This is a genomic window from Rhodococcus sp. NPDC059969, from assembly GCF_042738325.1.
GTDB lineage: Bacteria > Actinomycetota > Actinomycetes > Mycobacteriales > Mycobacteriaceae > Rhodococcus_F.
The window spans coordinates 100,593-127,591 of the sequence record NZ_JBHWUF010000009.1; the positions used below are offsets into that span (position 1 = coordinate 100,593).

The window sequence follows — 26,999 nt, forward strand, 5'->3', positions numbered from 1 at the left end:
CTTGCTCTCGCGCTGTTGATTCGGACGCGGCTACGCACTCGGCGGCCGCGGCGACCGTGCGGGGCGGGACACTGTGAAACCCTTCGAGGTCAAACGGACTGACACTTCTGATGAGACGCGCTTTCCGCTCTCGGCCGCGCAACGGGCAACCTGGTTCGCACAACAGCTCGATCCTGAGGTCCCGATTTTGATTGCGCATTACGTCGAGTTGCGCGGCGAATTGGACGTCGAGTTGTTGGATCGGGAAACGCGAGCGGTTGCACACGAGTTCCAATCTCCCTTGCTGAAAGTGATCGAGGTCGACGGTCAACCGATGCAGTACGTGGATGCGACTGCCGAAATCTCGGTCGGTTTTGTCGACTTCCGCGGGACCGAGGATCCGTTCGAGACTGCGCTCGAATGGATGCGCCGAGATTGCCGGACGCAAATCGACCTGGCAGTCGACGAAATCGTCGAGACGGCTGTGCTGTGTGTGGGTGACCTGCACTACCTGTGGTACAGCCGCATTCATCACGTAGCGCTCGACGGTTTCGGTGCCATGACCACGATGAACCGTATCGCGCACCGGTACTCGGCCGCGGTGGCGAAGAAGGACCCGAAACCTGCTCGTGCCGCGCCGCTGCGCACGCTGTACGACATCGACGTGCGATACAGAACGTCGGATCGATTCCTTGCCGACCGTGAGTACTGGGCCGGGCGGAACGCGGCCGTCGCCGGATCAACCACCCTGGCGGACGACTCTGGGCCCGCACTGCCCGAGAGCGCAATCGAGAGTGCTCTCCTCTCACGCCTCGGCGGTATCCGACTCGACGAATCCGAGAACCAAGCTGCAACAGTCATCGCTGCACTCGCGCTGTACCTCTCGCGGTTGACGGCGAAAGAGACTGTCCATATCCATGTTCCGATGTCCGGGCGGACAACGGCGCTGTTACGCAACTCGGGCGGAATGATGGTCAGCGTCGCACCGTTGGTGATCGCTACGGCCGGGGTCGATACCGTCGGGGAACTCGTCGCGCAGGTCCAGCGTGAGCTCATGGGTGCTTTGCGACATCAGCGCTGCAGCCTCGACGACATCCGTCGGGACGCGGGCGTGAAGAGCGTTGTGGAGGAAGAAGACTCGTTTGCCGGCCCCATGGTCAACGTCATGCTGTTCCGCCAGGAGGTTCGACTGTGCGAGATGGTGGGCGAGTACCACATAGTCACGTCCGGTCCGGTGGAGGATCTGCTGGTCAACGTCTACCCGAGTGGCGACAGGCTGCGTGTCGATTTTCGGGCGAACCCGAACCGGTACGAGGTTGCGGGTTTGCGCGATCACCACCGGAATTTCCTCGAGTTACTGGAAGAGCTGATCGCGGCCGATCCAGGTGCCGAACTCTCGGCAGTTCACGGCCTGACTGCGCGCGAGGGTGTGCGACGACGCCGCGAAGCTCGGCAACTCGCGTATTGGAGACATCAGCTCGCCGGGGCACCTGAACTGCTGCAACTTCCGTCCGATAGACCCCGGCCGGCAGCGCAATCGCTGCAAAGCGGACAGGTCGACGTTCGGGTCGGCGCCGACACTCACACTCGGATCACCGCCATGGCGAGTGATCTCGTGACAGACACACGTGCGGTCTTACACGCAGGCTTTGCGCTCCTGGTGAGCCGGTTGTCCGGAGCTTCGGACGTGGTGATCGGTGCGCCGACGGGATTCGGCGCGAACCTGGTGGCCGTCCGCAATCGCATCGATCTGGAGATGCCGTTCACGACGCTCCTGCACAGCGTCTCCGAGGCTCGCAGTAATGCGCTGCTGCACAGTGAGATACGGATAGAGCAGGTGGCGCAGGCGCTCGGCGTGGAAGATGTGCCCGCGTATGCACCGGTCGTTCAGGTGACGTTCGAGTGCATCGGCAGCACCGACGAGCGACCTCGTGACGTTGGCCGTTTCGACCTCGGCGTATGTGCGGTGGAAACTTTCGACACGGAGGGTGCACCGTCCGGAATAACGGTGGCGCTCGAGTTCGCTACCGATCTGTTCGAGCCCGAAACGGTACGTGGTTTTGGTTTACGGTTCGCGCATATCCTGGAATCCCTCACCACGGGTCCGTCAGTCGTGATCGGCGACATCGACATCCTGTCGGAGGACGAACGATCCGCGACACGGCCTGACCGCAGTGGCCGTCGCACTTCGCATCGCACCCTCGCCGAGTTGTTCGACGGTGCGGCGCGGCAACATCCCGACCGCGTAGCTCTCTCGTATCTCGGTGACGAGTTGTCGTATCGAGAAGTCGACGAGGATTCCAGTCGGATGGCCCGAATGTTGATTGCCCGCGGAATCGGTCCGGAAAACCTTGTGGCGCTGGGGTTGACGCGCTCGATCGAATCAGTTGTCGCCATGTTGGCGGTGGCGAAGACGGGTGCGGCATTCGTGCCCGTGGATCCGACTTATCCGTCTGAACGTGTTCGTTACATGCTGACCGATTCCGGCGCCACGCTGGGACTGACGGTCGTCTCGGAACTCCACCGGTTACCGGATTCGGTTCCGTGGATGGCGATGGATGACCCTGAGTTCCGTACCCACTGCGCACAGTTGTCCGGGCGTCCCGTCTCCGACATCGATCGGGTGTACTCACTCCGGCCCGACAATCCGGCGTACGTGATCTACACCTCGGGTTCGACCGGATTCCCCAAGGGAGTGATTGTCTCCCATCGTGGTCTGGAAGATCTTGCCGGCGAGCAGCGTTCGAGGTTCGGTGCGACCCAGAATTCCCGAACGCTGCACTTCTCGACGCCGAGTTTCGACGCCTCCATCTTCGAATATCTGCTGGCCTTCGGTGCCGGAGCGACCATGGTGATCGCCCCGAGCACCATCCTCGGTGGGGACGAGCTGTCCCGATTCCTCGGCTCCGAGCAGATCACGCACGGCTTTGTCACGACCGCGGCGCTCGGAACAGTGTCACCCGATGGTCTTTCGGACTTCGGCAATGTCGTGTTCGGTGGAGAGGCGTGCCCACCGGAACTCGTACAGCGGTGGGCTCCGGGACGGAGACTGTGCAACGCCTACGGTCCGACCGAGGCCACTGTGATGTCGAACATCAGCGAACCGTTGGCGTCGTCGGAGACAATCACCGTAGGTGGACCGCTCCGTGGATTCCACGAGATCGTGCTCGATCCGCGATTGCGCCCCGTTCCCGACGGTGTTGTGGGGGAGCTGTACATCTCGGGTGAGGCGCTCGCGCGTGGCTATCACCGAAAGCGCGCCTTGACGGCAGAACGATTCGTGGCCAACCCTTTCGGCCCCACCGGGCAGCGTATGTACCGAACGGGGGACTTGGTTCGCGTCCGGCGCGGCCGTGCGCTCGAGTATGTCGGTCGTAGCGACTTCCAGGTGAAGGTTCGTGGATTCCGGATCGAGCTCGGGGAAATCGACACCGTCCTACAGTCGTGCTCGCAGGTCGAGAATGCAGTTGCGGTGGCGAGTGAAGCTCCCTCCGGCGCTACGATGATCGTCGCGTACGTCGTGCCTGCCGGCGCGAGTGCGCTGTCGACGGCCGAGTTGACGCAGTACGTCGCGGACCGCATGCCGTCGTACATGGTGCCCGCAGCGTTTGTTCTTCTTGACGAGTTGCCGATCAGTCCGTCGGGAAAGATTGATCGTGGGGCATTACCTGCGCCGCAGTTGATCGGTCGATCGGACGAGTTCAGGCCACCTGTGAGCGCCGACGAGAACCTGCTGGCCGAGATCTTTGCTGACGTCCTGGGTGTTGCGAAGGTCGGTATCGGTGACAACTTCTTCGATCTTGGTGGGAACTCGTTGGTTGCGACGAGGCTGATCGCGCGTGTCAACTCGGGTGCAGCAGTCGATTTCGGGGTGCGAGCATTGTTCGAGGCACCGACAGTCGAATCGCTGGCGGTGAAAGTGCGTGATGCGAAGGCATCCGGCCTCGATCATTCTCGATCGAGGCGTCCTCTCTTGCAGAGACATTCGCGTCCGGACACAGTGCCGGTGTCCCTGGAGCAACAGCGCCTGTGGTTTGTCAACCAGTTCGACACGTCATCCCCGGCCTACAACATTCCCATGGCGGTTCGACTCTCAGGAGCATTGGATGCCGCTGCGCTGCGGGCCGCAGTGGGAGATGTCGTCGATCGTCATGAATCGCTTCGAACCGTCTACCCCGCCTCGGTGGACGGCCCACTGCAAGTCGTAGTTCCCCCGGAGCGCGTGATGTCGCAGATGGCGTGGGACGAGGAAGCAGCGGACGAGGAAGAACTGGACGAGCGGATTGCCGAACTCGCTCGACAAGGATTCGACGTGAGTGTGGAGGTGCCCCTTCGCGGCACTCTCTTTCGGATCGCTCCGGACGAACGTGTGCTCGTACTGGTTGTTCACCATATTTCGGCGGACGGAGCGTCCCTCGAGCCGCTCGCCCGTGACCTGGCCCGCGCCTACGAAGCGAGAGCAGCGAATCAGATACCAAGCTGGCCCCCGTTGCCCGTCCAGTACGCCGACTACAGCCAATGGCAGGTCGATCTTCTCGGAAGTGACGCCGATCCGGACACTCTCGCGTCGAAGCAGTTGGACTATTGGACGTCGACCCTGTCCGGTCTGACTGACGTGATCGACCTTCCGCTGGATCGACCGAGACCGGCCGAACGGTCCATGCGCGGTGATTCGGTCCGATTCTCGGTGCCCGCGGACGTGCACAGTGACCTTCTCGATCTCGCTCGACACGTCAACGCAACTCCCTTCATGGTGATGCACGCGGTGTTGGCGGTGCTGTTGGCGCGACTGAGCGACGCGGCCGACATAGCAATCGGCACTCCGGTGGGAGGGCGCGCTGAGCAAGCGCTCGACGATCTGGTCGGGATGTTCGTCAACACGGTGGTCCTGCGAACCGCCATTGATACTGCCGCGACTTTCGAGGACATTCTTGCCCGGACTCGCGAAGTGGATCTGGCAGCGTTCGGGCATACCGAGGTGCCGTTCGAGAGCGTTGTCGACGCGATTGCGCCGCAGCGTTCGACGTCGCATTCACCCCTCTTCCAAGTTCTGCTGGAGTTTCAGAACATCACCCACCCCCATCTCGAACTGCCAGGACTCGTTGTCGATGCGATCCCGGTGGATATCGGTGTCGCAAAATTCGACTTGCAGTTGGCGCTCTCCGAACGGCGCGGCCAGGACGGCATTCCCGCCGGCTTCGATGCAGCCTTCACCTATGCCTCGGACATCTTCGAGGCCGGCACGGTCACGGAGTTCGGGGAGCGGTTCGTTCGCCTACTGAGGTCGGTCGTGGCGAATCCTACTGCGCCGGTTGGTGATGCGGAGATCCTTGTTGCGGGTGAGCGTGGGTTGGTGGTGGGTGGTTGGGATGGTGTGGGGGTGGTGGTGGGGGGTTTGACGTTGGTGGATGTGTTGGATGGTCGTTTTGCTGGTGTGGGTGGTGGGGGGTTGGTGTGTGGTGGGGTGGTGTTGTCGTGGGGTGAGTTTGATGTTCGGGTGAATCGTTTTGCGCGGTTGTTGATTTCGTTGGGGGTGGGTCCGGAGTCGCGGGTGTGTGTGGCGTTGTCGCGGTCGGTGGAGTTGTTGGTGGCGGTGTTTGCGGTGGTGCGGGCTGGTGGGGTGTTTGTTCCGGTGGATGTGGGTGCGCCGGTGGAGCGGGTGGGGTTTGTGGTGGGGGTGGTGGATCCGGTGGTGGTGTTGTCGCGGGTTGGTGATGGTGGGTGTTTGCCGGTGGGGGTGGGGTTTGTTGATGTGGGTTGTGTTGATGTTTCGGGGTTTTCGGGTGATCCGGTGGGGGTGGGGGATCGGTTGGGGGTGTTGTTGCCTGAGCATGCGGTGTATGTGATGTTCACGTCGGGGTCGACGGGTCGTCCGAAGGGGGTGGTGGTTTCGCATGCGGGGGTGGTGAATCGGTTGTTGTGGATGCAGGGGGAGTTTCCGTTGGGTGTGGGGGATGTGGTGTTGCAGAAGACGCCGGTGTCGTTCGATGTGTCGGTGTGGGAGTTGTTTTGGCCGTTGATGGTGGGTGCTCGGTTGGTGGTGGCGGATCCGGGTGGGCATCGTGATCCGGTGTATTTGGTGGGTGTGATCGAGCGGTGGGGGGTGTCGGTGGTGCATTTTGTGCCGTCGATGTTGGAGGTGTTCGTGGGGGAGTTGGGGGTGGGGTGTTCGAGTTTGCGTCGGGTGTTTGTCTCGGGTGAGGGGTTGTCGTCGGTGTTGGCGGGGCGGTTTGCGGGGGTGTGTGGTGCGGAGTTGGTGAATTTGTACGGGCCGACGGAGGCGTCGGTGGATGTGACGTTTGATGTGGTGGAGGGTGTTGTGGGGGTGGGTGTTCCGATTGGTCGGGCGGTGTGGAATACGAGGGTGTTGGTGTTGGATTCGCGGTTGCGGCCGGTTCCGGTGGGGGTTGTGGGGGAGTTGTATGTGGGTGGGGTGCAGGTGGCGCGGGGGTATGAGGGTCGTGTGGATTTGACGGTGGGTCGGTTTGTGGCGGATCCGGTGTCGGGGGTGTCTGGTGGTCGGGTGTATCGGACGGGTGATGTGGTGCGGTGGGGGTGTGGTGGGGTGTTGGAGTTTGTGGGGCGTAGCGATTTTCAGGTGAAGGTGCGGGGGCAGCGGGTGGAGTTGGGTGAGGTGGAGGCGGTGTTGGTTGCTCAGGTGGGGGTGGCTGGTGCGGTGGTGGTGTTGCGGTCGGGTGTGGGTGGGGATTTTTTGGTGGGGTTTGTGGTGGGTGAGGTGGGGGTGGTGGTGGATGAGGTGGTGGTGTTGGAGGGGGTGCGGAGGTCTCTTCCGGGGTTCATGGTGCCGTCGGTGGTGGTGGTGTTGGATGGGTTGCCGGTGACGGTGCATGGGAAGTTGGACCGTAAAGCCCTACCGGATATCGACTTTGATCCTCCTCCGCTTCACTATGTTGCACCGCGTACGCCCTTCGAGGAGACCGTTGCCACCGTCTTCGGCGAGCTACTGGGAATATCGAGGGTCGGTGTGCGCGATGATTTCTTTGCTCTCGGTGGAAACTCTCTCGGTGCGACTAGGTTGGTTGCGCGGGTGAATTCGGTTCTCGGAGAACGGATCAGTATCCGCGACGTTTTCGACGCGTCCACCGTGGCAGCGCTGGCCGAGTTGGCGCAGTCACGCGGAGGGGACGCCGGTGGCGGCGTCGGAGTCAAGCCGCCGTTGAGACCGCGGGGTGCAACCACGGATATCCCGCTTTCACCTGCGCAGCAGAGGATGTGGTTTGCCAATCAGTTCGACCCTGATTCCGCCGCGTACAACATCGCGTGTGCGTTACGGCTGGACGGCACTTTGGATGTCAGTGCACTTCACGCGGCATTTGGCGACGTCGTCGACCGGCACGAGTCTCTACGCACGGTTTTCCCGCTCACTGACGCCGGCCCACGCCAAGTGATCGTGCCTTCCTCACAGGTCCTACCAAACCTCGTACCGACAATTGTGCCGGGCGAGGAGGAACTGCGCGAGAGGTGCCGCAGCCTTGTCTCGGAGGGCTTCGATGTCGCACAGCAGGTCCCGTTGCGCGCAACTCTGTTACGTGGGGGTGATCAAGTCCTGACGCATGTCCTGGTGATCGTGATACACCACATCGCCGCAGACGGCTTCTCCACGGCGCCGCTGGCTCGCGATCTCATGAGCGCCTACGCCTCCCGAGTGAAGGGAGAGGCGCCCGAGTGGGCGCCGCTGGCGATCCAGTACGCCGACTATGCGTTGTGGCAACGTGATTGGTTGGGCTCGGAATCCGACGAGCAGTCCGTGGTCTCGACACAACTCGGCTATTGGGTCGACAATCTTGCCGGCGCACCGGAGGTTCTCGACATTCCCACCGATCGACCGCGCGGTGATGTGCGCTCGCTTCGACGCGGGCGGGTTCGGTTCGTGGTGAATTCGGAGATTCATGCCGGTCTGATCGGCCTTGCCCGCCAGCACAACGCCACGATCTTCATGGTCGTGCACGCAGCCCTGGCCGTGATGTTGGCACGACTGAGTGATACCGCCGACGTCGCCGTCGGAACTCCGATCGCCGGGCGTGGGGAGCGAGAGCTCGACGAACTGGTGGGGATGTTCGTCAATACATTGGTCTTGCGCACTGCAGTAAACCGCGGGACGACTTTCGGGGAGTTCCTCGACCTGGTCCGAGGCATCGATCTGAGCGCCTTCACTCACGCCGACGTGCCGTTCGAACGTGTCGTCGAGAACGTGAATCCTTCACGTTCGACGGCATACTCGCCCCTGTTTCAAGTCATGCTGGAGTTCCAAGACATCGAGCGGCCCGGACTTGAACTCCCCAACCTGCAGGTGACCGACGTCGGCGTCGCGATCGACACCATCAACTTCGATCTGCAGTTGACGGTATCGCAGACCTTCGACGATACCGGCGAACCGGGCGGCATCCACGCTGAATTCGGATATGCCACAGATATTTTCGACGAGAGAACAGTAGGGTCCTTCGCCGGTCGCTTGCAGCGGATACTCGATAACGTGACCTCCGATCCGCACTCGCAGATCGGAGATATCGACATCCTCGACACCCGTGAGCACATCGAACTGGTTCCTGTTCGAGGTGAGGTTTCCGCCGCGGCACAGAGTTTATCGGCGTTGCTCACTGCAGCAACAGATATGGCAACCGCCCACGATCCCGACGCCGTCGCGCTGGTATTCGAGAAGCATGAAGTGACCTACCGCGATCTCGACGCGCAGTCGAACCGGTTGGCCCGCATGCTGATCGAATCCGGAGTGGGCCCCGAGTCGATGGTCGCGCTGTGCGTCCCACGTTCCGTCGAGTCCGTTCTGGCAGTGTGGTCCGTTGCCAAGACCGGTGCGGCATTCCTTCCCGTGGACCCGAGTCATCCTTCTGAACGTATCGAGTACATGTTGGGCGACTCCGGCGCAGCCTGGGGAATGACCATCAGGGCGCATCGCGGTGTGCTCGCCGACCGAGTGCCGTGGTTGGTTCTCGACGACGAGAGTGTGGCGGAACGGTTGTCGACGTACTCGCCGTCGAGAATCACCGACGCGGATCGGACGACACGGATTCGAACCGACAATCCGGCCTATGTGATCTACACGTCGGGATCTACAGGAACGCCGAAGGGTGTGACGGTCACGCATCGCGGGTTGAGCAACTTTGCTCGCGAGGAGCGCGAGACTTTTGTTGCCACGACTCGATCCAGAATCCTGCACTTCGCTTCGCCGAGTTTCGACGCCTCGGTTCTCGAACTCTTGTGGGCCGTTGGTGCCGGAGCCACCATGGTGGTCGTGCCCCCGACCGTCTACGGCGGGTCGGAGCTGGCGGAGTTACTGGAGCGCGAGCGCGTCACTCATTGTTTTGTCACTCCGGCGGCACTGGCGTCCGTCGATCCCGACGGCCTCACCACAGTCGGATGCGTCGTCACCGGCGGAGAGGCGTGTCCATCGGAATTGGTGACCCGCTGGGCGTCGGGCAGAAGAATGTTCAACGCCTACGGCCCGACCGAGGCAACGGTCGTGTCGAGTATCAGTGCAGCTCTGACGCCTGACGAAACGGTCACCATCGGTGCACCAACTCGGGGATTTGCCGAGGTAGTGCTGGATTCGCGGCTTCGCCCGGTGCCGGTGGGTGTCGCCGGGGAGTTGTATCTTGCCGGGCCGGCTTTGGCACGCGGCTATCACCAGCGTTCCGCACTGACGTCCACGCAGTTTGTCGCTGATCCGTTCGGTCTGCCGGGAACCCGGATCTATCGCACGGGCGATCGGGTGCGCTGGACTACTGACGGACAGCTGGAGTACCTCGGGCGTACGGATTCCCAGGTGAAGATCCGTGGGTACCGCATCGAACTCGGGGAAGTCGAAGCGGCATTGCAGTCGCACCCGCGCGTGACCCAGGCGGTGACGGACGTCTGGAACGCAGACGGTAGCGATCGGTTGATCGGCTACGTGGTACCTGATCGGGGAGCGAGTATCGATACGCGTGACGTCCTCTCGCATGCCGGCAAGCGGCTGCCGTCGTACATGGTGCCTGTGGCCCTGGTGATACTCGATGCGCTTCCACTGACGGTTCACGGAAAACTTGACCGCGCAGCGCTTCCCGCGCCCGATTTTTCGTCCGCCTCCTCACCTGATCGGCCACCCCGAACGGAAACCGAGAATCTACTCGCCGGCCTGTTCGCGCAGGTGCTCAGCGTGGAAACAGTAGGAGTGCACGATTCGTTCTTCGAGCTCGGTGGCGACAGCATCATGTCCATCCAATTGGTGGCCCGGGCTCGCGATGCAGGTGTGATCTTCTCGCCTCGAGATGTGTTCGTCCGTAAATCTGTTGCCGCGCTTGCCGAGTCGGCGAAATTCGAGCACGACGGATCGGAACTTCTCGCGGAGCTGGCAGGATCGGGCATCGGTACTGTTCCGTTGACGCCGGTGGCACAGTGGATGCTCGATCGCAGCGGCGGCTTGTTCGGCGAACTGAGCCGGTTCTCCCAGGCGCTCTTGCTGACAGCTCCCGGTGATCTCACCCAGAACGTCCTTGTCCGTATCGTCCAGGCGCTGCTGGACCGGCACGACATGCTCCGAGCACGCCTGGTCGAGCGTGAGCGGGTCATGGAAGTTCCACCGCCCGGCTCGATCTCGGCTGAAGGACTGAGTAGTCGTGTGAGGGTCGACGCGGTGGACGACGACGACTTCACCGCCTTGGTGTCGAGGGAACTCGAAGCCGCGGCCGAGCGCTTGGATCCTGCTTCCGCCGACGTGGTTCGCGTTGTCTGGTTCGACGTTGCTGACAATCCCGATGTGCCGAACAAGCGGGGCCGGCTACTGCTGGTGATTCATCACCTGGTTGTCGACGGCGTCTCCTGGCGCATTCTCGTCACAGACCTGGCGTCGATGACAGCGCAACTGCGGTCCGGTGTCACGCCCGAACTGCCACAGATCGGAACGTCGTTCCGGCGATGGGCGCATGGGCTTGTCGAGCACGTGGGGGACCGGAGCGTCGAACTGGACATGTGGAAAACGATCCTGGACGGCGATGACCCGTTGATCGGTTCGCGCCCACTCGATCCCACGATCGACGTCGACGACACGGTCGACACCGTCACTGCTGACATCACGTCTCACGTGACCAGGAGCCTTCTCACCACGGTTCCTGCGGCATTCCACGCCGGCGTGATCGACGGCCTCCTCACGGCTGTTGCGCTGGCAGCAATCGGGTGGCGACGACGCCGGGGTATCGATACCTCCGACGCGCTGATCAGTCTCGAAGGCCACGGACGTGAAGAAGATGCCGTTCCCGGCGCCGATCTCTCTCGCACCGTCGGTTGGTTCACCACGCTCTTCCCGGTGCGATTGGATCTTGGCGGGATCGATGTCGACGACGCACTGGCAGGTGGAGGCGAAGCGGGGCGCGCCGTCAAGGTCGTCAAGGAGCACGTGCGTTCGATCCCGGACCACGGAATCGGATACGGCATGCTGCGGTACCTGTCCGAAGACGCGGAGAACCTCAGCCGATACCGTGCTCCTCAAATCAGTTTCAATTATCTGGGTCGGGTGAGCACCTCCGACGGAGCGCAGGACTGGCTGCCGGTCGAAGGCAATCGAAAACTCGGTGGAACACAGAATCGTTCCATGCCGGTGGCGTCGGTGATCGACATCAACGCGGCCGTCGAGGACGGTCCCGACGGCCCGTGCTTGACAGCGTCGTTTGCATTTCCACGCGGGGTACTCGACGAGTCGGACGTCGCGGAGTTCGCGGACATCTGGCGCCTCGCGCTCGATGGTCTGGCCGCTCATGCGTCGCGACCCGGTGCGGGTGGTCTCACACCGTCGGACATCCCACTGGTCTCGGTCGACCAGCAACAGATCGAAGGTTGGGAGGGGGATTACCCGGCATTGAACGATGTCTGGTCGGTGTCGCCTCTTCAGGCGGGGTTGATGTTCCATGCTTCACTGGCGGCAACGTCCACCGATGTCTACACAGCTCAACTGTGTGTCGAACTCGAAGGAGTGGTTGATTCCGAGCGTGTGCGCGGCGCTGCTGCCGGACTGTTGGTCGACCACCCGAATCTGCGGGCGGCGTTCGTCTACGACAGTAACGGTGTACCAGCGCAGTTGATCGTCGACGACGCGGAGATTCCATGGAGCGAAGTAGACCTCACCGAACAAGGATCGGCTACCGAAGCAGAGCTACGGCGGTGCCTCGACGAGGATCGCAGAGCCCCCTTCGACCTGGCCTCGCCGCCACTCCTGCGGCTGACGTTGCTGCGAACCACCGCGACGCGGTGCGTACTGGCGGTGACAAACCATCACATTGTTCTCGACGGTTGGTCGATGCCACTGTTGGTACGGGAACTGCTGATGCGATACGCCGCCGACGGTCTCCCGGTCGACAGAGTTCCGCCCGATCTTCCCGAGTCCCCGTCGTACCGCACCTATCTGGAGTGGTTGGCGGACCGCGATCCCGACACCTCGCTCGCGGTATGGGAAGACGCCATGCGGGGCGTCGAGGAGCCGACCCTGTTGGCAGATCCAGCACCGAACGTGGAGCAGGGCGTGCCCGAGGAAGTAATCGTCGATCTGCCTGAACCGGTAGTCGACGGACTCAGTGCACTGGTCCAGCGCAGCGGGATCACGATGAACACGGTGGTCCAAGCCGCGTGGGGTGTTCTGTTGTCCCGATTGCTGTCCCGCGAAGACGTAGTCTTCGGCGCCACGGTCTCGGGACGCACACCCGAACTACCTGGTGTGGAAAACATGGTGGGACTGCTGATCAACACGTTACCCGTACGTGTGCAACTGGATCCGGACGAGACGTGGACCCAGTTGCTCGCTCGACTACAGGACGAGCAGGTATCACTGCTCGAGCATCACTATGTCGGGCTCGGCTCGATTCAGGCACGGGTGGGGATGGGCAACCTGTTCGACACGCTCTCGGTCTTCGAGTCTTATCCCGTCGACGCTTCGGGGATGGATGAGAACGCCGACATCGCCGGGATGCGAGTCACCACTGTGGACGCCCGCGATGCCACGCACTACCCGCTCACCCTGCTTTCGATCGCCGAGTCCGCTTTGCACCTGAGTCTGCGATACCAGCCTGCAGCCTTCGAACGCGCAGCGGTCGACACCTTCGCACAGCGTTTGGCGCGGATTCTCACCGCCATCGCAGAGGACGCGGACACAACGGTCGGCGAGGTCGACGTGTTTGTTGCGGGTGAGCGTGGGTTGGTGGTGGGTGGTTGGGATGGTGTGGGGGTGGTGGTGGGGGGTTTGACGTTGGTGGATGTGTTGGATGGTCGGTTTGCTGGTGTGGGTGGTGGGGGGTTGGTGTGTGGTGGGGTGGTGTTGTCGTGGGGTGAGTTTGATGTTCGGGTGAATCGTTTTGCGCGGTTGTTGATTTCGTTGGGGGTGGGTCCGGAGTCGCGGGTGTGTGTGGCGTTGTCGCGGTCGGTGGAGTTGTTGGTGGCGGTGTTTGCGGTGGTGCGGGCTGGTGGGGTGTTTGTTCCGGTGGATGTGGGTGCGCCGGTGGAGCGGGTGGGGTTTGTGGTGGGGGTGGTGGATCCGGTGGTGGTGTTGTCGCGGGTTGGTGATGGTGGGTGTTTGCCGGTGGGGGTGGGGTTTGTTGATGTGGGTTGTGTTGATGTTTCGGGGTTTTCGGGTGATCCGGTGGGGGTGGGGGATCGGTTGGGGGTGTTGTTGCCTGAGCATGCGGTGTATGTGATGTTCACGTCGGGGTCGACGGGTCGTCCGAAGGGGGTGGTGGTTTCGCATGCGGGGGTGGTGAATCGGTTGTTGTGGATGCAGGGGGAGTTTCCGTTGGGTGTGGGGGATGTGGTGTTGCAGAAGACGCCGGTGTCGTTCGATGTGTCGGTGTGGGAGTTGTTTTGGCCGTTGATGGTGGGTGCTCGGTTGGTGGTGGCGGATCCGGGTGGGCATCGTGATCCGGTGTATTTGGTGGGTGTGATCGAGCGGTGGGGGGTGTCGGTGGTGCATTTTGTGCCGTCGATGTTGGAGGTGTTCGTGGGGTAGTTGGGGGTGGGGTGTTCGAGTTTGCGTCGGGTGTTTGTCTCGGGTGAGGGGTTGTCGTCGGTGTTGGCGGGGCGGTTTGCGGGGGTGTGTGGTGCGGAGTTGGTGAATTTGTACGGGCCGACGGAGGCGTCGGTGGATGTGACGTTTCATGTGGTGGAGGGTGTTGTGGGGGTGGGTGTTCCGATTGGTCGGGCGGTGTGGAATACGAGGGTGTTGGTGTTGGATTCGCGGTTGCGGCCGGTTCCGGTGGGGGTTGTGGGGGAGTTGTATGTGGGTGGGGTGCAGGTGGCGCGGGGGTATGAGGGTCGTGTGGATTTGACGGTGGGTCGGTTTGTGGCGGATCCGGTGTCGGGGGTGTCTGGTGGTCGGGTGTATCGGACGGGTGATGTGGTGCGGTGGGGGTGTGGTGGGGTGTTGGAGTTTGTGGGGCGTAGCGATTTTCAGGTGAAGGTGCGGGGGCAGCGGGTGGAGTTGGGTGAGGTGGAGGCGGTGTTGGTTGCTCAGGTGGGGGTGGCTGGTGCGGTGGTGGTGTTGCGGTCGGGTGTGGGTGGGGATTTTTTGGTGGGGTTTGTGGTGGGTGAGGTGGGGGTGGTGGTGGATGAGGTGGTGGTGTTGGAGGGGGTGCGGAGGTCTCTTCCGGGGTTCATGGTGCCGTCGGTGGTGGTGGTGTTGGATGGGTTGCCGGTGACGGTGCATGGGAAGTTGGACCGTAAAGCCCTACCGGACACTACTTTCAACGCCGCAGAATATCGCGCGCCGATCACGCGAAACGAAGGTGTGGTCGCTCGTGCGATCTCTGACGTACTCGATCTCGACCAGGTGGGGGCCGATGACAATTTCTTCGGGCTCGGCGGGGACTCTCTCAGTGCTACCCGCGTCATAGCGCGTATCAACACCGCGGCGAGCACAAAACTGGGGGTCAAAGCTCTGTTCGACACTCCGGTGGTAGCTGATCTGGCGGCCTCGATCGATCCGGCGGAATCTGGACTTGGTGAAACGGGGTTCGGAGGGTCAGGTCTAATTGAACTCTCGGGTATGGCACGGCCAGAACACATTCCACTGTCCCTGTCGCAGTCGCGTATGTGGTTCCTCAACCAGTTCGACACTTCATCTCCGCTCTACAACATTCCCGTTGCCCTGCAACTCGACGGATTCCTCGATCTCGAAGCGCTCGAAGTTGCGCTCGGCGATGTGGTGGAACGGCATGAATCCCTTCGGACGATCTTTCCGACTTCCGCGGACGGGCCGCACCAGGTGATTGTCGAACCAGCGCTCGCTGCTCCTCGGATCCACCCCGTACGGATTGTCGGCGAGCAGATATTTGCGGCGCTGCATGGGTTCTTCGACGTGGGATTCGATGTGGCCGAGGAGTTCCCGCTGCACGTGAGGTTGCTCCGAATCGGACCGGAGCAGCATGTTCTTGCGATCGTTGTCCACCACATCGCGGCCGACGGCTTCTCGATGACGCCACTGGCACGTGACCTGATGCGCGCCTATACATCCCGTGCGCAGGATCAGAGTCCGAGGTGGGCGCCATTGCCCATCCACTACGCTGATTACAGCGTGTGGCAGAGGGGGATCATCGACGCAGAAGATGCTCCAGGTACGTCGATCGCGGAACAATTCACCTACTGGACCGAGGCGCTGTCGGGAATCCCTGAAGTCTCACCGCTCGTTCTTGATCGACCTCGAAGGCCGAAGCGCTCTTCCGAAGGTGCCGTGGTCTCGGTGAGTATCTCACCTGAAGTTCATCGAGCTTTGACTGACCTTGCACACCAGCATGATTCGACACTTTTCATGGTTCTGCACGCGGCGTTCGCGGTGCTGCTGGCGCGGCTCTCGGGGTCAGGCGACGTTGTGATCGGGACGCCGGTCGCGGGACGCGGCGAAGCGGTGTTGGACGACGTGGTAGGGATGTTTGTCAATACTCTGGTTCTTCGTACGCCGGTCGAATCCGGAGCAACCTTTGCCGACACTCTGGCGGCAGTGCGGTCGACAGATCTCGGCGCACTGGACCATGCGGACATTCCCTTCGAAAAGCTGGTGGACTACCTTGCGCCCGATCGTTCCACTGCGCATTCACCCCTATTTCAGGTATTACTCGAACTCCAGACCGCCACGAGTCTGCGCCTCGAACTACCGGAGTTGACGATCCGTTCGCTCGACATCGATCTCGAGGTGGCAAAATTCGATCTGCAACTGAGTGTGTTGGAGCAGGTCGACGAGCGCGGCGTTCCGGATGGGATCAGCGCCGGCTTCCGCTACGCCACGGATGTTTTCGATCAAGGATCAGTGGAGCGAATTGCACAGCGCTTCGGGAGGGTGATCGACGCCGTGATCGAAGATCCGTCTGCGATTGTCGGTGACATCGACATTCTTCTGACCGGCGAACGTAGCGAGGTGCTGGTTGCGCCGCCTCCCTCGGTTATCGGCAGGAACGATGATTCGCTCTCGGATCTCTTCGAACGAGCGGTGCTCACTTCGGGCGATGCCGTGGCGGTGCGTTGTGACGGCCAGTCGGTGACCTACCGCGAACTGGACGAGCGAGCCAACCGCCTCGCGCGACTGCTGGTGGCGCAGGGGGTCGTGCCAGAGACACTCGTGGCAGTGGCGATGACCCCGTCGTTCGAACTTCTTGTGGCTCTGCTGGCGGTGGTGAAATCGGGCGGTGGATACCTACCGGTGGACGTGACGTCTCCGCTCGAACGGGTGAGTTTCGTGCTGCGTGACGCTGCGCCGCTGTGCGTACTGACGACGACCGCGGGCGGTGATGACGTCGGCGACAGCGGCGTGCCCGTGATCGTCGTGGACAGTGCCGACACTCGTGATGCGCTGCAGAGGTTTTCGCCGCTGCCGGTGACCGACGAAGACCGACTACTACCGTTGCGGCCCGATTCGGTGGCCTACGTGATTTACACCTCGGGGTCCACCGGGAGACCGAAGGGGGTGCAGGTACCTCATCGCAGCGTCGTGACGCTGCTGGCAAACACCAGAGCGCTCTTCGGATTTGACCGCGGCGATGTGTGGACGATGTTTCATTCGGCGGCATTCGACTTCTCGGTGTGGGAAATGTGGGGTGCACTCGCACACGGAGGCCGACTGGTACTGGTCGACTATTTCACGGCACGGTCACCCGAGGCATTCCTCGAATTGCTGCGGGACGAACGTGTCACGGTGCTCAATCAAACGCCTACCGCTTTCTATCAATTGGCGGAAGCCGACCGGCGTGCCGGGGGCGAGGACCTGTCATTGCGTTACGTGATCTTCGGCGGTGAGGCGCTCGACTTCGGACAGCTGACGCGCTGGTACGCCCGACGCGGGACCTCGCCACCGGATCTGGTCAACATGTACGGCATCACTGAGACAACCGTGCACGTCAGCCACCTACCGCTGGATCGTGAACTGGTGCGTGAAGGATCTGCTTCGGTGATCGGGCGGGCACTGCAGGGGTTGCGTGTGTACGTGCTGGATCAGCGGTTGCACCCCGTGCCGCCCGGCGTCGTGGGTGAACTGTATGTCTCCGGCGACCAGGTCTCACGCGGATACCTCGGCCGATTCGGCCTCACCGCCACACGTTTCGTTCCCGACCTCACAGTCATCGGTGCGCGCATGTACCGGTCCGGTGACGTGGGGCGCGTGAATGACTACGGGCAACTGGAGTACCTCGGTCGCAATGACATGCAGGTGCAGGTGAAGGGCTATCGGATCGAACTAGGCGAGGTGGAGTCTGCTCTGCTCTCCGGAGCCGGAGTGGCGCAGTCGGCGGTGGCGGCTCGCGGAGACCGGTTGGTGGGCTACGTGGTGGCGGAGTCCGGTGCAACCGTCTCTCCGAAGGCGCTGCTCGAGGTCCTCTCGGCGAAGTTGCCAGCACACATGGTCCCCGCTGTCGTGACGGTTCTCGATGCCCTGCCACTGACGGTGAACGGGAAACTGGACCGGAAAGCGTTGCCTGAACCTGACTTCGGGCAACAGACAACCGAGAGTCGTTCTCCCGTCTCGGACACGGAAAGTATCCTTGCGAGCCTCTTTGCCGACGTTCTGGGACTCGACGAGGTGGGGGTGGACGACTCGTTCTTCGCCCTCGGTGGCGATTCGATCATGTCCATCCAGTTGGTGACCCGCGCCAAGGCTGCCGGAGTTCTCGTCACACCGCGCGAGGTGTTCGAGCGCAAAACCGTGACAGCGCTGGCCGAGACGGCCGGAACGGCTGGCAACCGTGTCGTCCTCGACGAATTACCTGGCGGCGGCGTCGGTGAGATCGAATTGACGCCGATCGTCAAATGGATGCTTGAGCGTGGTGGAGATTTTCGCCGGTTCTCCCAATCTGTTCTGCTCTCGGTTCCTGCCACGCTCGACGAGGACACGTTGACACAGGCCATGCAGGCCGTGTTGGACCATCACGACATCCTCCGAGCCTGTCTTCGGGTCGCACCGAATCCCGAATCCGTTAAGCGAATGGACGTCGAGCCTGCGGGCGCGGTGAGGTCGCCGACAGTCGTGCACCGCGTGCACCTCGACGGCGCTGTGGCCGAGACGGTCTCGACGGCACTTGGCGCCGCTCTGGATCGGCTCGATCCGGGGACCGGCGTGATGGTGCAAGCAGTGTTGTTCGATCCTGACGGATCTGGGCGCAAGCGGTTGCTTCTCGTGGCGCACCACCTCGTGACGGACGGGGTCTCCTGGCGAATTCTGATCCCCGATCTCGCGCTCGCGTGTGCGCAGGTGCAGTCAGGCATCGACCCTTCACTGGCTCCGGTCGGGACGTCGATGCGTCGATGGGCGCGCGGCCTCGTCGACGCCGCGCACGAGCCGGATCGGGTGGCCGAACTCGACTACTGGCGGGACACACTGCGAGGTCCGGACCCGATGCTCGGCGCGCGCTCCTTGGCGACGACGGATACCGGCGTGAGTGCCGCAGACATCGAAATGCGGGTACCCCCGGCCTTGACCGAAACCGCGTTGACCGATGTGCCGCAGGCGATTCACGGGAGCGTCGAGGACGGATTGTTGACGGCGTTGGCTATGGCTTTGGTTCGCTGGCGGAGCGAGCGTGGGATCGACGCTCCGGAGGCGTTGATCAGCCTCGAGGGTCACGGACGTGAGGAACCGGTGGTCCCGGGGGCTGATCTTGCTCGTACCGTCGGATGGTTCACGTCGATCTTCCCGGTGCGCCTCGATTTGAGCGGAGTGGATCCGAGTGATGCCTGCGCCGGCGGTCCGGCTGCAGGCTTGGCTGTCAAGGCTGTCAAGGAACAACTCCGGGCGGTGCCGGAACGGGGTATCGGATACGGCCTACTCCGATACTTGAACGATGCGACAGCACAGTCGCTTTCGCAATTTTCTGCCCCACAGATCAGTTTCAACTACCTCGGACGGGTCGGTGGATCCGAGGCCGATGCTTCAACGGAATGGATACCGATCCGTGACGAGGGTCTGCGGGCAGTTGCGGTCACCGAGCTGCCGCTGGCGGCTGTCCTCGAGGTCAACATCATGATCATCGAGGGCAGCGACACTGCAGATCGCCCGGAGCTCGTTGCCGCCTGGACCTATTCGCCGGACATTCTGCGCGAGGACGAGGTCCGCCACCTCGCGCAGTTGTGGGTCGATGCACTCGTCGGGCTCGGCGAATACGCAGCGGACGGTGGCGGATTCACACCCTCGGACTTCGATCTGGTCGAGCTTCGACAGGATGCGATCGACGACCTCGAGAGTCGGTGCGACGACCTTCGCGACGTCTGGCCACTCTCACCACTTCAAGCAGGTCTGCTGTTCCATGCCGAACTGGCCGAAGAGTCCGTCGACGCTTACCTCGTGCAGGTGACCCTCGACCTCGTCGGCGACCTCGATGCGGAACGCCTTCGCCGCGCGGCCGATACGCTGCTCGACAGGCATGAAAACTTGCGCAGCGCCTTCCTTCATGACGCGGACGGCCGCGCCGTCCAGGTGGTCCGAAGCAAAGTGGCTGCGCCATGGCAGGCAGTCGACCTCGCTGCCAAGTCAACTCGGGATCTCGAGCAAGTACTGGCACAGGACCGAGCGCTCCCGTTCGACATCTCGCGTGCGCCGCTGATCAGGTTCACGCTCATCGCGATTGCCCCGGAAACGTTCAAGCTTGTGCTGACCAACCACCACATCCTTCTGGACGGCTGGTCGATGCCACTTCTGATCAGGGAGTTGGCGACCCTGTACGTTGCGGACGGTGAGGCGTCGGAGCTGTCGCGTGCACGCCCCTACCTCGACTACCTGACCTGGATGAACCGTCGCGACGGGGAAGCCTCCCGCGGGGTGTGGGCGAAGGCACTGCAGGGAATTGACGGACCGACGCTGCTGGCCCCGCAAGATCGGTTGCGTCGACTCTCCACCATGGCGGCCGAGTGGGTGTTCGATCTGGACGAGGATTTCACGACGAAACTTCGCGGCGTAGCGAGGAGCCGAGGGCTGACGTTCAATTCGATAGTCCAGGCGTCGTGGGGGATCGTCCTCTCGGCGCTGACCGGGCGAGACGATGTGGTGTTCGGAGCGACTGTATCGGGTCGACCTCCCGAGCTGACCGGGATCGAAACCATGATCGGGCTGTTCATCAACACAATTCCGGTCCGAATCACGGTGCGCCCGGGTGAGAGTGTCGGCGCTCTCCTACAGCGGATTCAGTCTGAGCAGGCGGAGTTGTCGGATCACCACTATCTCGGACTTTCCGAGATCCAAGACGCCTCCGGGCCGGAGATCGGCTTCGACACGTTGACAGTCTTCGAGTCGTACCCCGTTGACCGTCAAGGACTGTCGACCGATACGGACAACGCGGGGATCCGCATCGCCGGCGTCGAGGCGAAGGATGCTGCCCACTATCCGCTCAGTTTGGTGGCGTCGGTCGATACCAGGCTTCGGCTGAAGTTCGAGTATCTACCCGAGGTTTTCGACTCGGGCGATATCGAGTCCATCGCCGGCCGACTGCGGCGCGTGCTCGAAGCGTGTGTCCATCCAGATCAATCCTCGGCCGCGGTGTCGGTGCTGACGGAGATCGAACGCGACCAACTGGTGCCCGTCCGTGGTGCGGTTGGTGGGTCGACCCGCATTTTTCCAGAGATCTTCGACGCGGCAGTTCAGCAGGATCCGGATGCACTCGCTGTTGTGTCGGCGAGCGGCAGCATGACCTATGGCGAGCTGGATTTCCTGTCGAATCGTATTGCTCGCGTACTCGTCTCGCGAGGACTGGGGACCGAGGACTACGTCGCGGTCGGTGTTCCGCGTTCTCTCACCTCGGTATTGTCGATACTCGCCGTGGCCAAAACAGGCGCTGCATTCGTGCCGATCGATCCGAACTACCCTGACGAGCGGATCACCCACATGTTGAGCGATTCCAACGTCGGCGTCGGATTGACCACCACCGCATGTCGTGATCGGCTGCCCGATATCGTAGAGTGGCTGATTCTCGACGATCCGGACTTCACCGAGAAGTGCGAAGGATTCTCGGGCTGCCCTCTGACCGACAGCGACCGACTCCGTCCGATCGGGTTGGATTCCGCGGCCTACGTCGTTTACACCTCGGGGTCGACCGGCGTGCCCAAGGGAGTGGTGGTCACTCATCGCGGCCTCGACAATTTCGCGCGGGACCAGGTCGAACGCTACGGTGCAACACCACAATCGCGCACACTGCACTTCTCCACTCCGAGTTTCGACGGGTCGCTCTTCGAGTATCTGCAGGCTTTCGGCGCCGGCGCAGCCATGGTGATCGCTTCGCCTGGGGTGTACGGGGGCGAAGAGCTTGCGGAGCTTCTGGCCGAGCACGCCGTCACCCACGCGTTCATCACCACCGCGGCACTGGCTTTGGTGGATCCAGCTGGGCTCGAGCAACTTTCGGATGTCGTGTTCGGTGGTGAAGCCTGCCCGCCCGACCTTGTCGCTCGCTGGGCGCCCGGCCGCAGGCTGTACAACGCCTACGGACCGACCGAGGCGACGATCATGTCCAACGTCAGCCCGCCGATGGCGGCTGGTGAACGCATCACGATCGGTGGACCAATCAGGGGTGTAAGCGAACTGGTGCTCGATTCGCGGCTGCAAGCCGTTCCCGTCGGGGCGCCTGGCGAGCTGTACCTTGCCGGGCCTGGAGTGGCGCGGGGATACCACCGTAGGCCGGGATTGACGGCAGAACGCTTTGTCGCCAACCCGAGTGACCCGGGAACGCGGATGTACCGCACCGGAGACATCGTGCGATGGACGGCCGAATCGCGTATCGAATACATCGGCCGCACCGACTTCCAAGTCAAGATTCGGGGCTTCCGTGTCGAACTGGGTGAGATCGACAGCGCGCTCATGGCGGAGCCGAACGTCGGGTTTGCCGTCACCATTGCTCACCGCGGCCCCGCGGGAGACTCCCGGCTCGTGTCGTACGTCGTGCCGGCAGAGGGCCGATTGGACACCAGGTTCCTGATTAATGCCCTGGCCGAGCGATTGCCTTCGCACATGGTGCCCGCCGCAGTTGTCGTGCTGGAGAGCATTCCGCTGACAGCCGTCGGCAAACTCGACCGCTCGGCGTTGCCCAGTCCCGAGATCCACACGACCGCAGGGGATATTCGTTCACCTGTCGGCCCGATCGAGCAGGCGGTGTCGAACGTGTTTGCAGAGGTGCTCGGCCTCGACTGCGTCGGTGCCGACGGTAATTTCTTCGACCTCGGGGGAAATTCTCTCAGCGCTACATCGGCCGCGGCCAGGCTGCGGGCAGTGCTGAAAGCCTCCGTCGGCGTGCGGGATCTGTTCGAGGCGCCGACGGTAGCAGCCTTGGCTGCGGTGATCGAACAGTCGGTTGCTGGACCGTCGGGGCGCCCGGTGTCGGAGCCGCGACCTCGACCCGAAAACATCCCGTTGTCGTTTGCTCAGCAGAGAATGTGGTTCGTCAATCAACTGGACACCAGTTCGCCCGCGTACAACATCCCGCTCGTGGTGCGACTGACCGGAAAACTCGACAAGCCGGCGTTGAGAGCAGCGGTGTCCGATGTCATCGCCCGCCACGAATCGCTACGAACGATGTTCCCGGTTCGCGGCGACGGGCCGCTCCAGCACATAGTGCCCACCGACAGCACGGCGCTGCCGCAGTTGGCCGAACCACCTGTTGCCGACGAACATCACCTACGCGGCGAGCTTGCCAGAATGGTCTCGGCAGGGTTTGACGTCGCAGCGCGAATCCCAATGCGCGCAGCGTTGTTCACCATGGGCGAGCGCGAACACGTACTTGCGGTTGTGGTGCACCACATCTCCGCCGACGGTTTCTCGATGTCCCCGTTGGTGCGTGATGTGATGACGGCCTACGAGGCCCGCGTACGCGGCGAAGAACCGCAATGGGCGCCTCTGGTGATCCAGTACGCCGACTTCACCCTCTGGCAGCGAGAGCTTCTGGGTTCCGGCGAAAACCCGGCATCGGTGATCTCCGAACAGCTGGATTACTGGCGACGCACACTCTCGGGCGCACCCGACCTCCTGGAACTTCCTCTCGATCGGGACCGGCCCGCACAGCAGACTTTTCACGGCTCGCGCATCCACTTCTCGATCGGCCGTGACCTCCATCGCCGTATCCAGGAGCTTTCGAGGCAGCATCAGTCCACTGCATTCATGACAGTGCACGCGGCGCTCGCAGTACTGCTGGCACGTCTCGGCAGCACCGACGACGTCGTGATCGGGACACCGATCGCCGGTCGAGGGGACCGCGTCCTCGATGACCTGATCGGCATGTTCGTCGGAACACTTGCCCTGCGTACACAGGTGGACTCGGCTCAGTCGTTCCGGGACTTCGCGGCGCATTGTCGCGAGGTCGACCTCGCGGCGTTCGCGCATTCCGAGGTTCCGTTCGAGAGGGTTGTCGATGCGGTCGGGCCTAAACGGTCGACGGCCTACGCTCCCATCGCCTCGGTGTCGTTGGAATTCCAGAACAACGAACGGCCGAATCTGCAACTGCCGGAGTTGGAAGTCCGCGGCATCGACCCCCAACTCGACGTCGTGAAGGTGGACCTGGAATTCCTCCTGGCCGAGGAATTCGACGAAAGTGGAGCGCCCCGAGGGATGAGCGGCGCGGTCGACTTCGCCACTGATCTCTTCGATCCAGGTACGGTCAGCAGCTTTGCCGACATGTTCGTACGTGTTCTCGAATCCGTGACTGTGCACCCCGAAGCGGCCATCGGTGACATTGCGCTGTTCGGTGATCTCGAAACTCGCGAGTTGGTGCCGGCGCGTGGACAGACGGGAGTACCACCGAAACTATGGCCCGACTTGTTGACGACCGCTGCTGCGGTCGACCCGGACTCGGTGGCTCTGTCACTGGAGAACCGGCAGATCAGCTACCGCGAACTGGACGAGTGGTCGAACCGTGTGGCCCGGGAACTGTGCGGTCGGGGTGTGGGCCCGGAGACCTTCGTGGCGTTGGGGATGCCACGATCGATCGAGTCGGTGGTGGCCATCTGGTCGGTGGCCAAAGCCGGAGCTGCTTTTGTGCCCGCCGATCCCGACTACCCGCGTGGGCGCGTCGAATACATGCTCGCCGATTGCCGAGCCTCACTCGGATTGACGGTTCGCGGAAGCCGAACCCATCTACCCGACGTGATTCCTTGGCTCGAACTCGACGATCCTGACTTCGAGCAGCGGGTGGCGGCGTTGTCGCCGGAACCGATCACCGACCACGACCGAACTGGTGAATTGCGCCTCGACCATCCTGCCTATCTGATCTACACCTCGGGTTCTACCGGAAAGCCCAAGGGAGTGAACATCACTCATCGCGGTCTGGCCAACTTCACGGCAGAGACTCGAGAGAGGTTCGAGGTCACGCACGATTCGCATGTCTCGCAGTTGGCGTCGCCGAGTTTCGACGCGTCCATCTTCGAGTTGACCATGGCGTTCAGTGCGTCCGCACGGGTCGTGATCGTTCCACCGGCGGTGTACGGTGGCGCCGAATTGGCAGACGTTTTCCGGCGCGAGCAGGTCACTCATGCCACCATCACGCCGACTGCGTTGGCGGCGCTCGGTGACAACGGATTCGAGGCGCTTCGTGTCCTCGATCTGGTGGGCGAGGCCTGTCCGCCGGAGGTGGTCACGCAGTGGGCGCCGGGTCGGAGGCTGCACAACGGGTACGGCCCGACGGAAACCATGGTGCAGGCAAGCGTCAGTGATTCGATGAAACCCGGGGCAGGGGTGAACATCGGCTCGCCCGCAGTGGGATTCGGTTTCCTGGTGCTGGACGAGCGTTTGCAACCCGTCCCGGTCGGTGTGCCGGGGGAGTTGTACATCATCGGCCCGGGTATGGCACGTGGGTACCACAATCGGGCCTCACTGACGTCGGAGCGATTTGTGGCCTGCTTGTACGGGGCCCCGGGGCGTCGGATGTACCGCACCGGAGATGTCGTGCGCTGGCGTGAGTCCGGCGGCGACAGTGCACGTGATGACAGCAGTGCACGTGATGACAGCAGTGCACGTGATGACAGCAGTACCAACGATGACAACAGTGCAAGTACTGGGTCACATCACACGCTGGAGTACATCGGGCGCAGCGACTTCCAGGTGAAGATCCGTGGTTTCCGGATCGAACTCGGCGAAATCGATGCAGTTCTCACGCGACACCCGTCCGTGGACTTCGCTGCCACCATCGGCCAGGTCGGACCCTCAGGTGAAACGGTCCTGGTGTCGTATGTGCGTGCGTCGGATGCCGAATCCAGGGACAGCGAAGCCACGGACAGCGTAGCCAGGGACAGCGAAGCCCCGGACAGCGACGAGATACGGGTGTACGCGGCCGACCGACTACCCGCGCACATGGTTCCGTCGGCGGTGGTACTTCTCGAGCGAATACCGATGACGCCGGTGGGTAAGCTCGACCGGAAGGCTCTGCCGGCACCCGAATTCAGTTCGGCCGCAGCAGAGTTCCGCGAACCGGTCACCGAGACCGAACACGCAGTGGTCGACGCATTCGCCGAGGTTCTTGGCGTCGACCGGGTGAGCACCGCGGACAGCTTCTTCGACCTGGGTGGGTCGTCTCTGGTTGCCACCCGAATCGTCAGCGCACTGCACTCCCGATTCCAACGCAGGATTCCACTTCAATGGCTGTTCCTGGACCCGACACCCGCCGGAATTGCTCGGCGCCTCGACCTGCCGGCTGTGAGCGCCGGCATGGAAGAGTTTCTCGCCGTGGTTGTTCCGCTGCGCGCAGAAGGACGTGGGCGACCACTGTTCTGTGTGCACCCTGCTATGGGGCTGTCCTGGGGGTATGCCGGTCTGGTGCGGTACCTGCCCGAGGATCGACCGGTGTACGGCCTTCAGCTCCCCGCACTCAGCGACGACGGTGACTATCAGTCGATCGAACAGTTGGCGCATCGCTACGTCGAAGAGATGGAGGCCGTGTCGCCGGAAGGGCCCTACGACTTGCTCGGGTGGTCGCTCGGTGGCGTCATCGCGCACGCCATGGCCGTCGAATTGCAATCGTCCGGCAGCGACGTCGCAACACTGACGATGATGGACAGTTACCCCGACAACGGCGATGCGGCGCCGTCAGCCGTCCTCGATGTACGGGACCTGTTGAGAGGACTCGGTCTCGAGGTCGAGACCGACGAAGATCTGACCTTCGACGAGGCGGCGGCCGTGTTGACCCAGTCGGTCGGGACCGAGGCCGGGGTCGACGGCCGGGACCTCGAGCGGATTGCCCGTGCGTACGAAACCTCGCAGCGAATCACGCACCAGTTCGTTCCACAGGTTTACGAAGGAGACCTGGTGATTTTCCCGGCAACCGGAGGAGACGACACGATTCCGCGCGAAAGGTCGACCCAGGAATGGGGTCCGCTCGTGACCGGCCGGATCCTGGAGATACCGGTGGGCTGCGGACACAACGAGATGATCGAGCCTGCGGCCATGGCGGTCATCGGACCGGAGATGGCTCGGCTCCTCACGATGTTTTCGGGTTACTCCGAACGGGCATGACAACTTCAAGCCACCAAGCCACCAAGCCACCAAGCCACCAAGCCGCAAGCCCGCGACGCGAGCGCCACCAAGC

General features: G+C 62.6%; 1 pseudogene. It reads left to right on the forward strand.

Annotation, left to right across the window (positions count from 1 at the left end):
- Positions 1–73 precede the first annotated feature (73 nt).
- Positions 74–26,926: pseudogene (locus ACFWAD_RS22770) on the forward strand (non-ribosomal peptide synthase/polyketide synthase).
- Positions 26,927–26,999 lie beyond the last annotated feature (73 nt).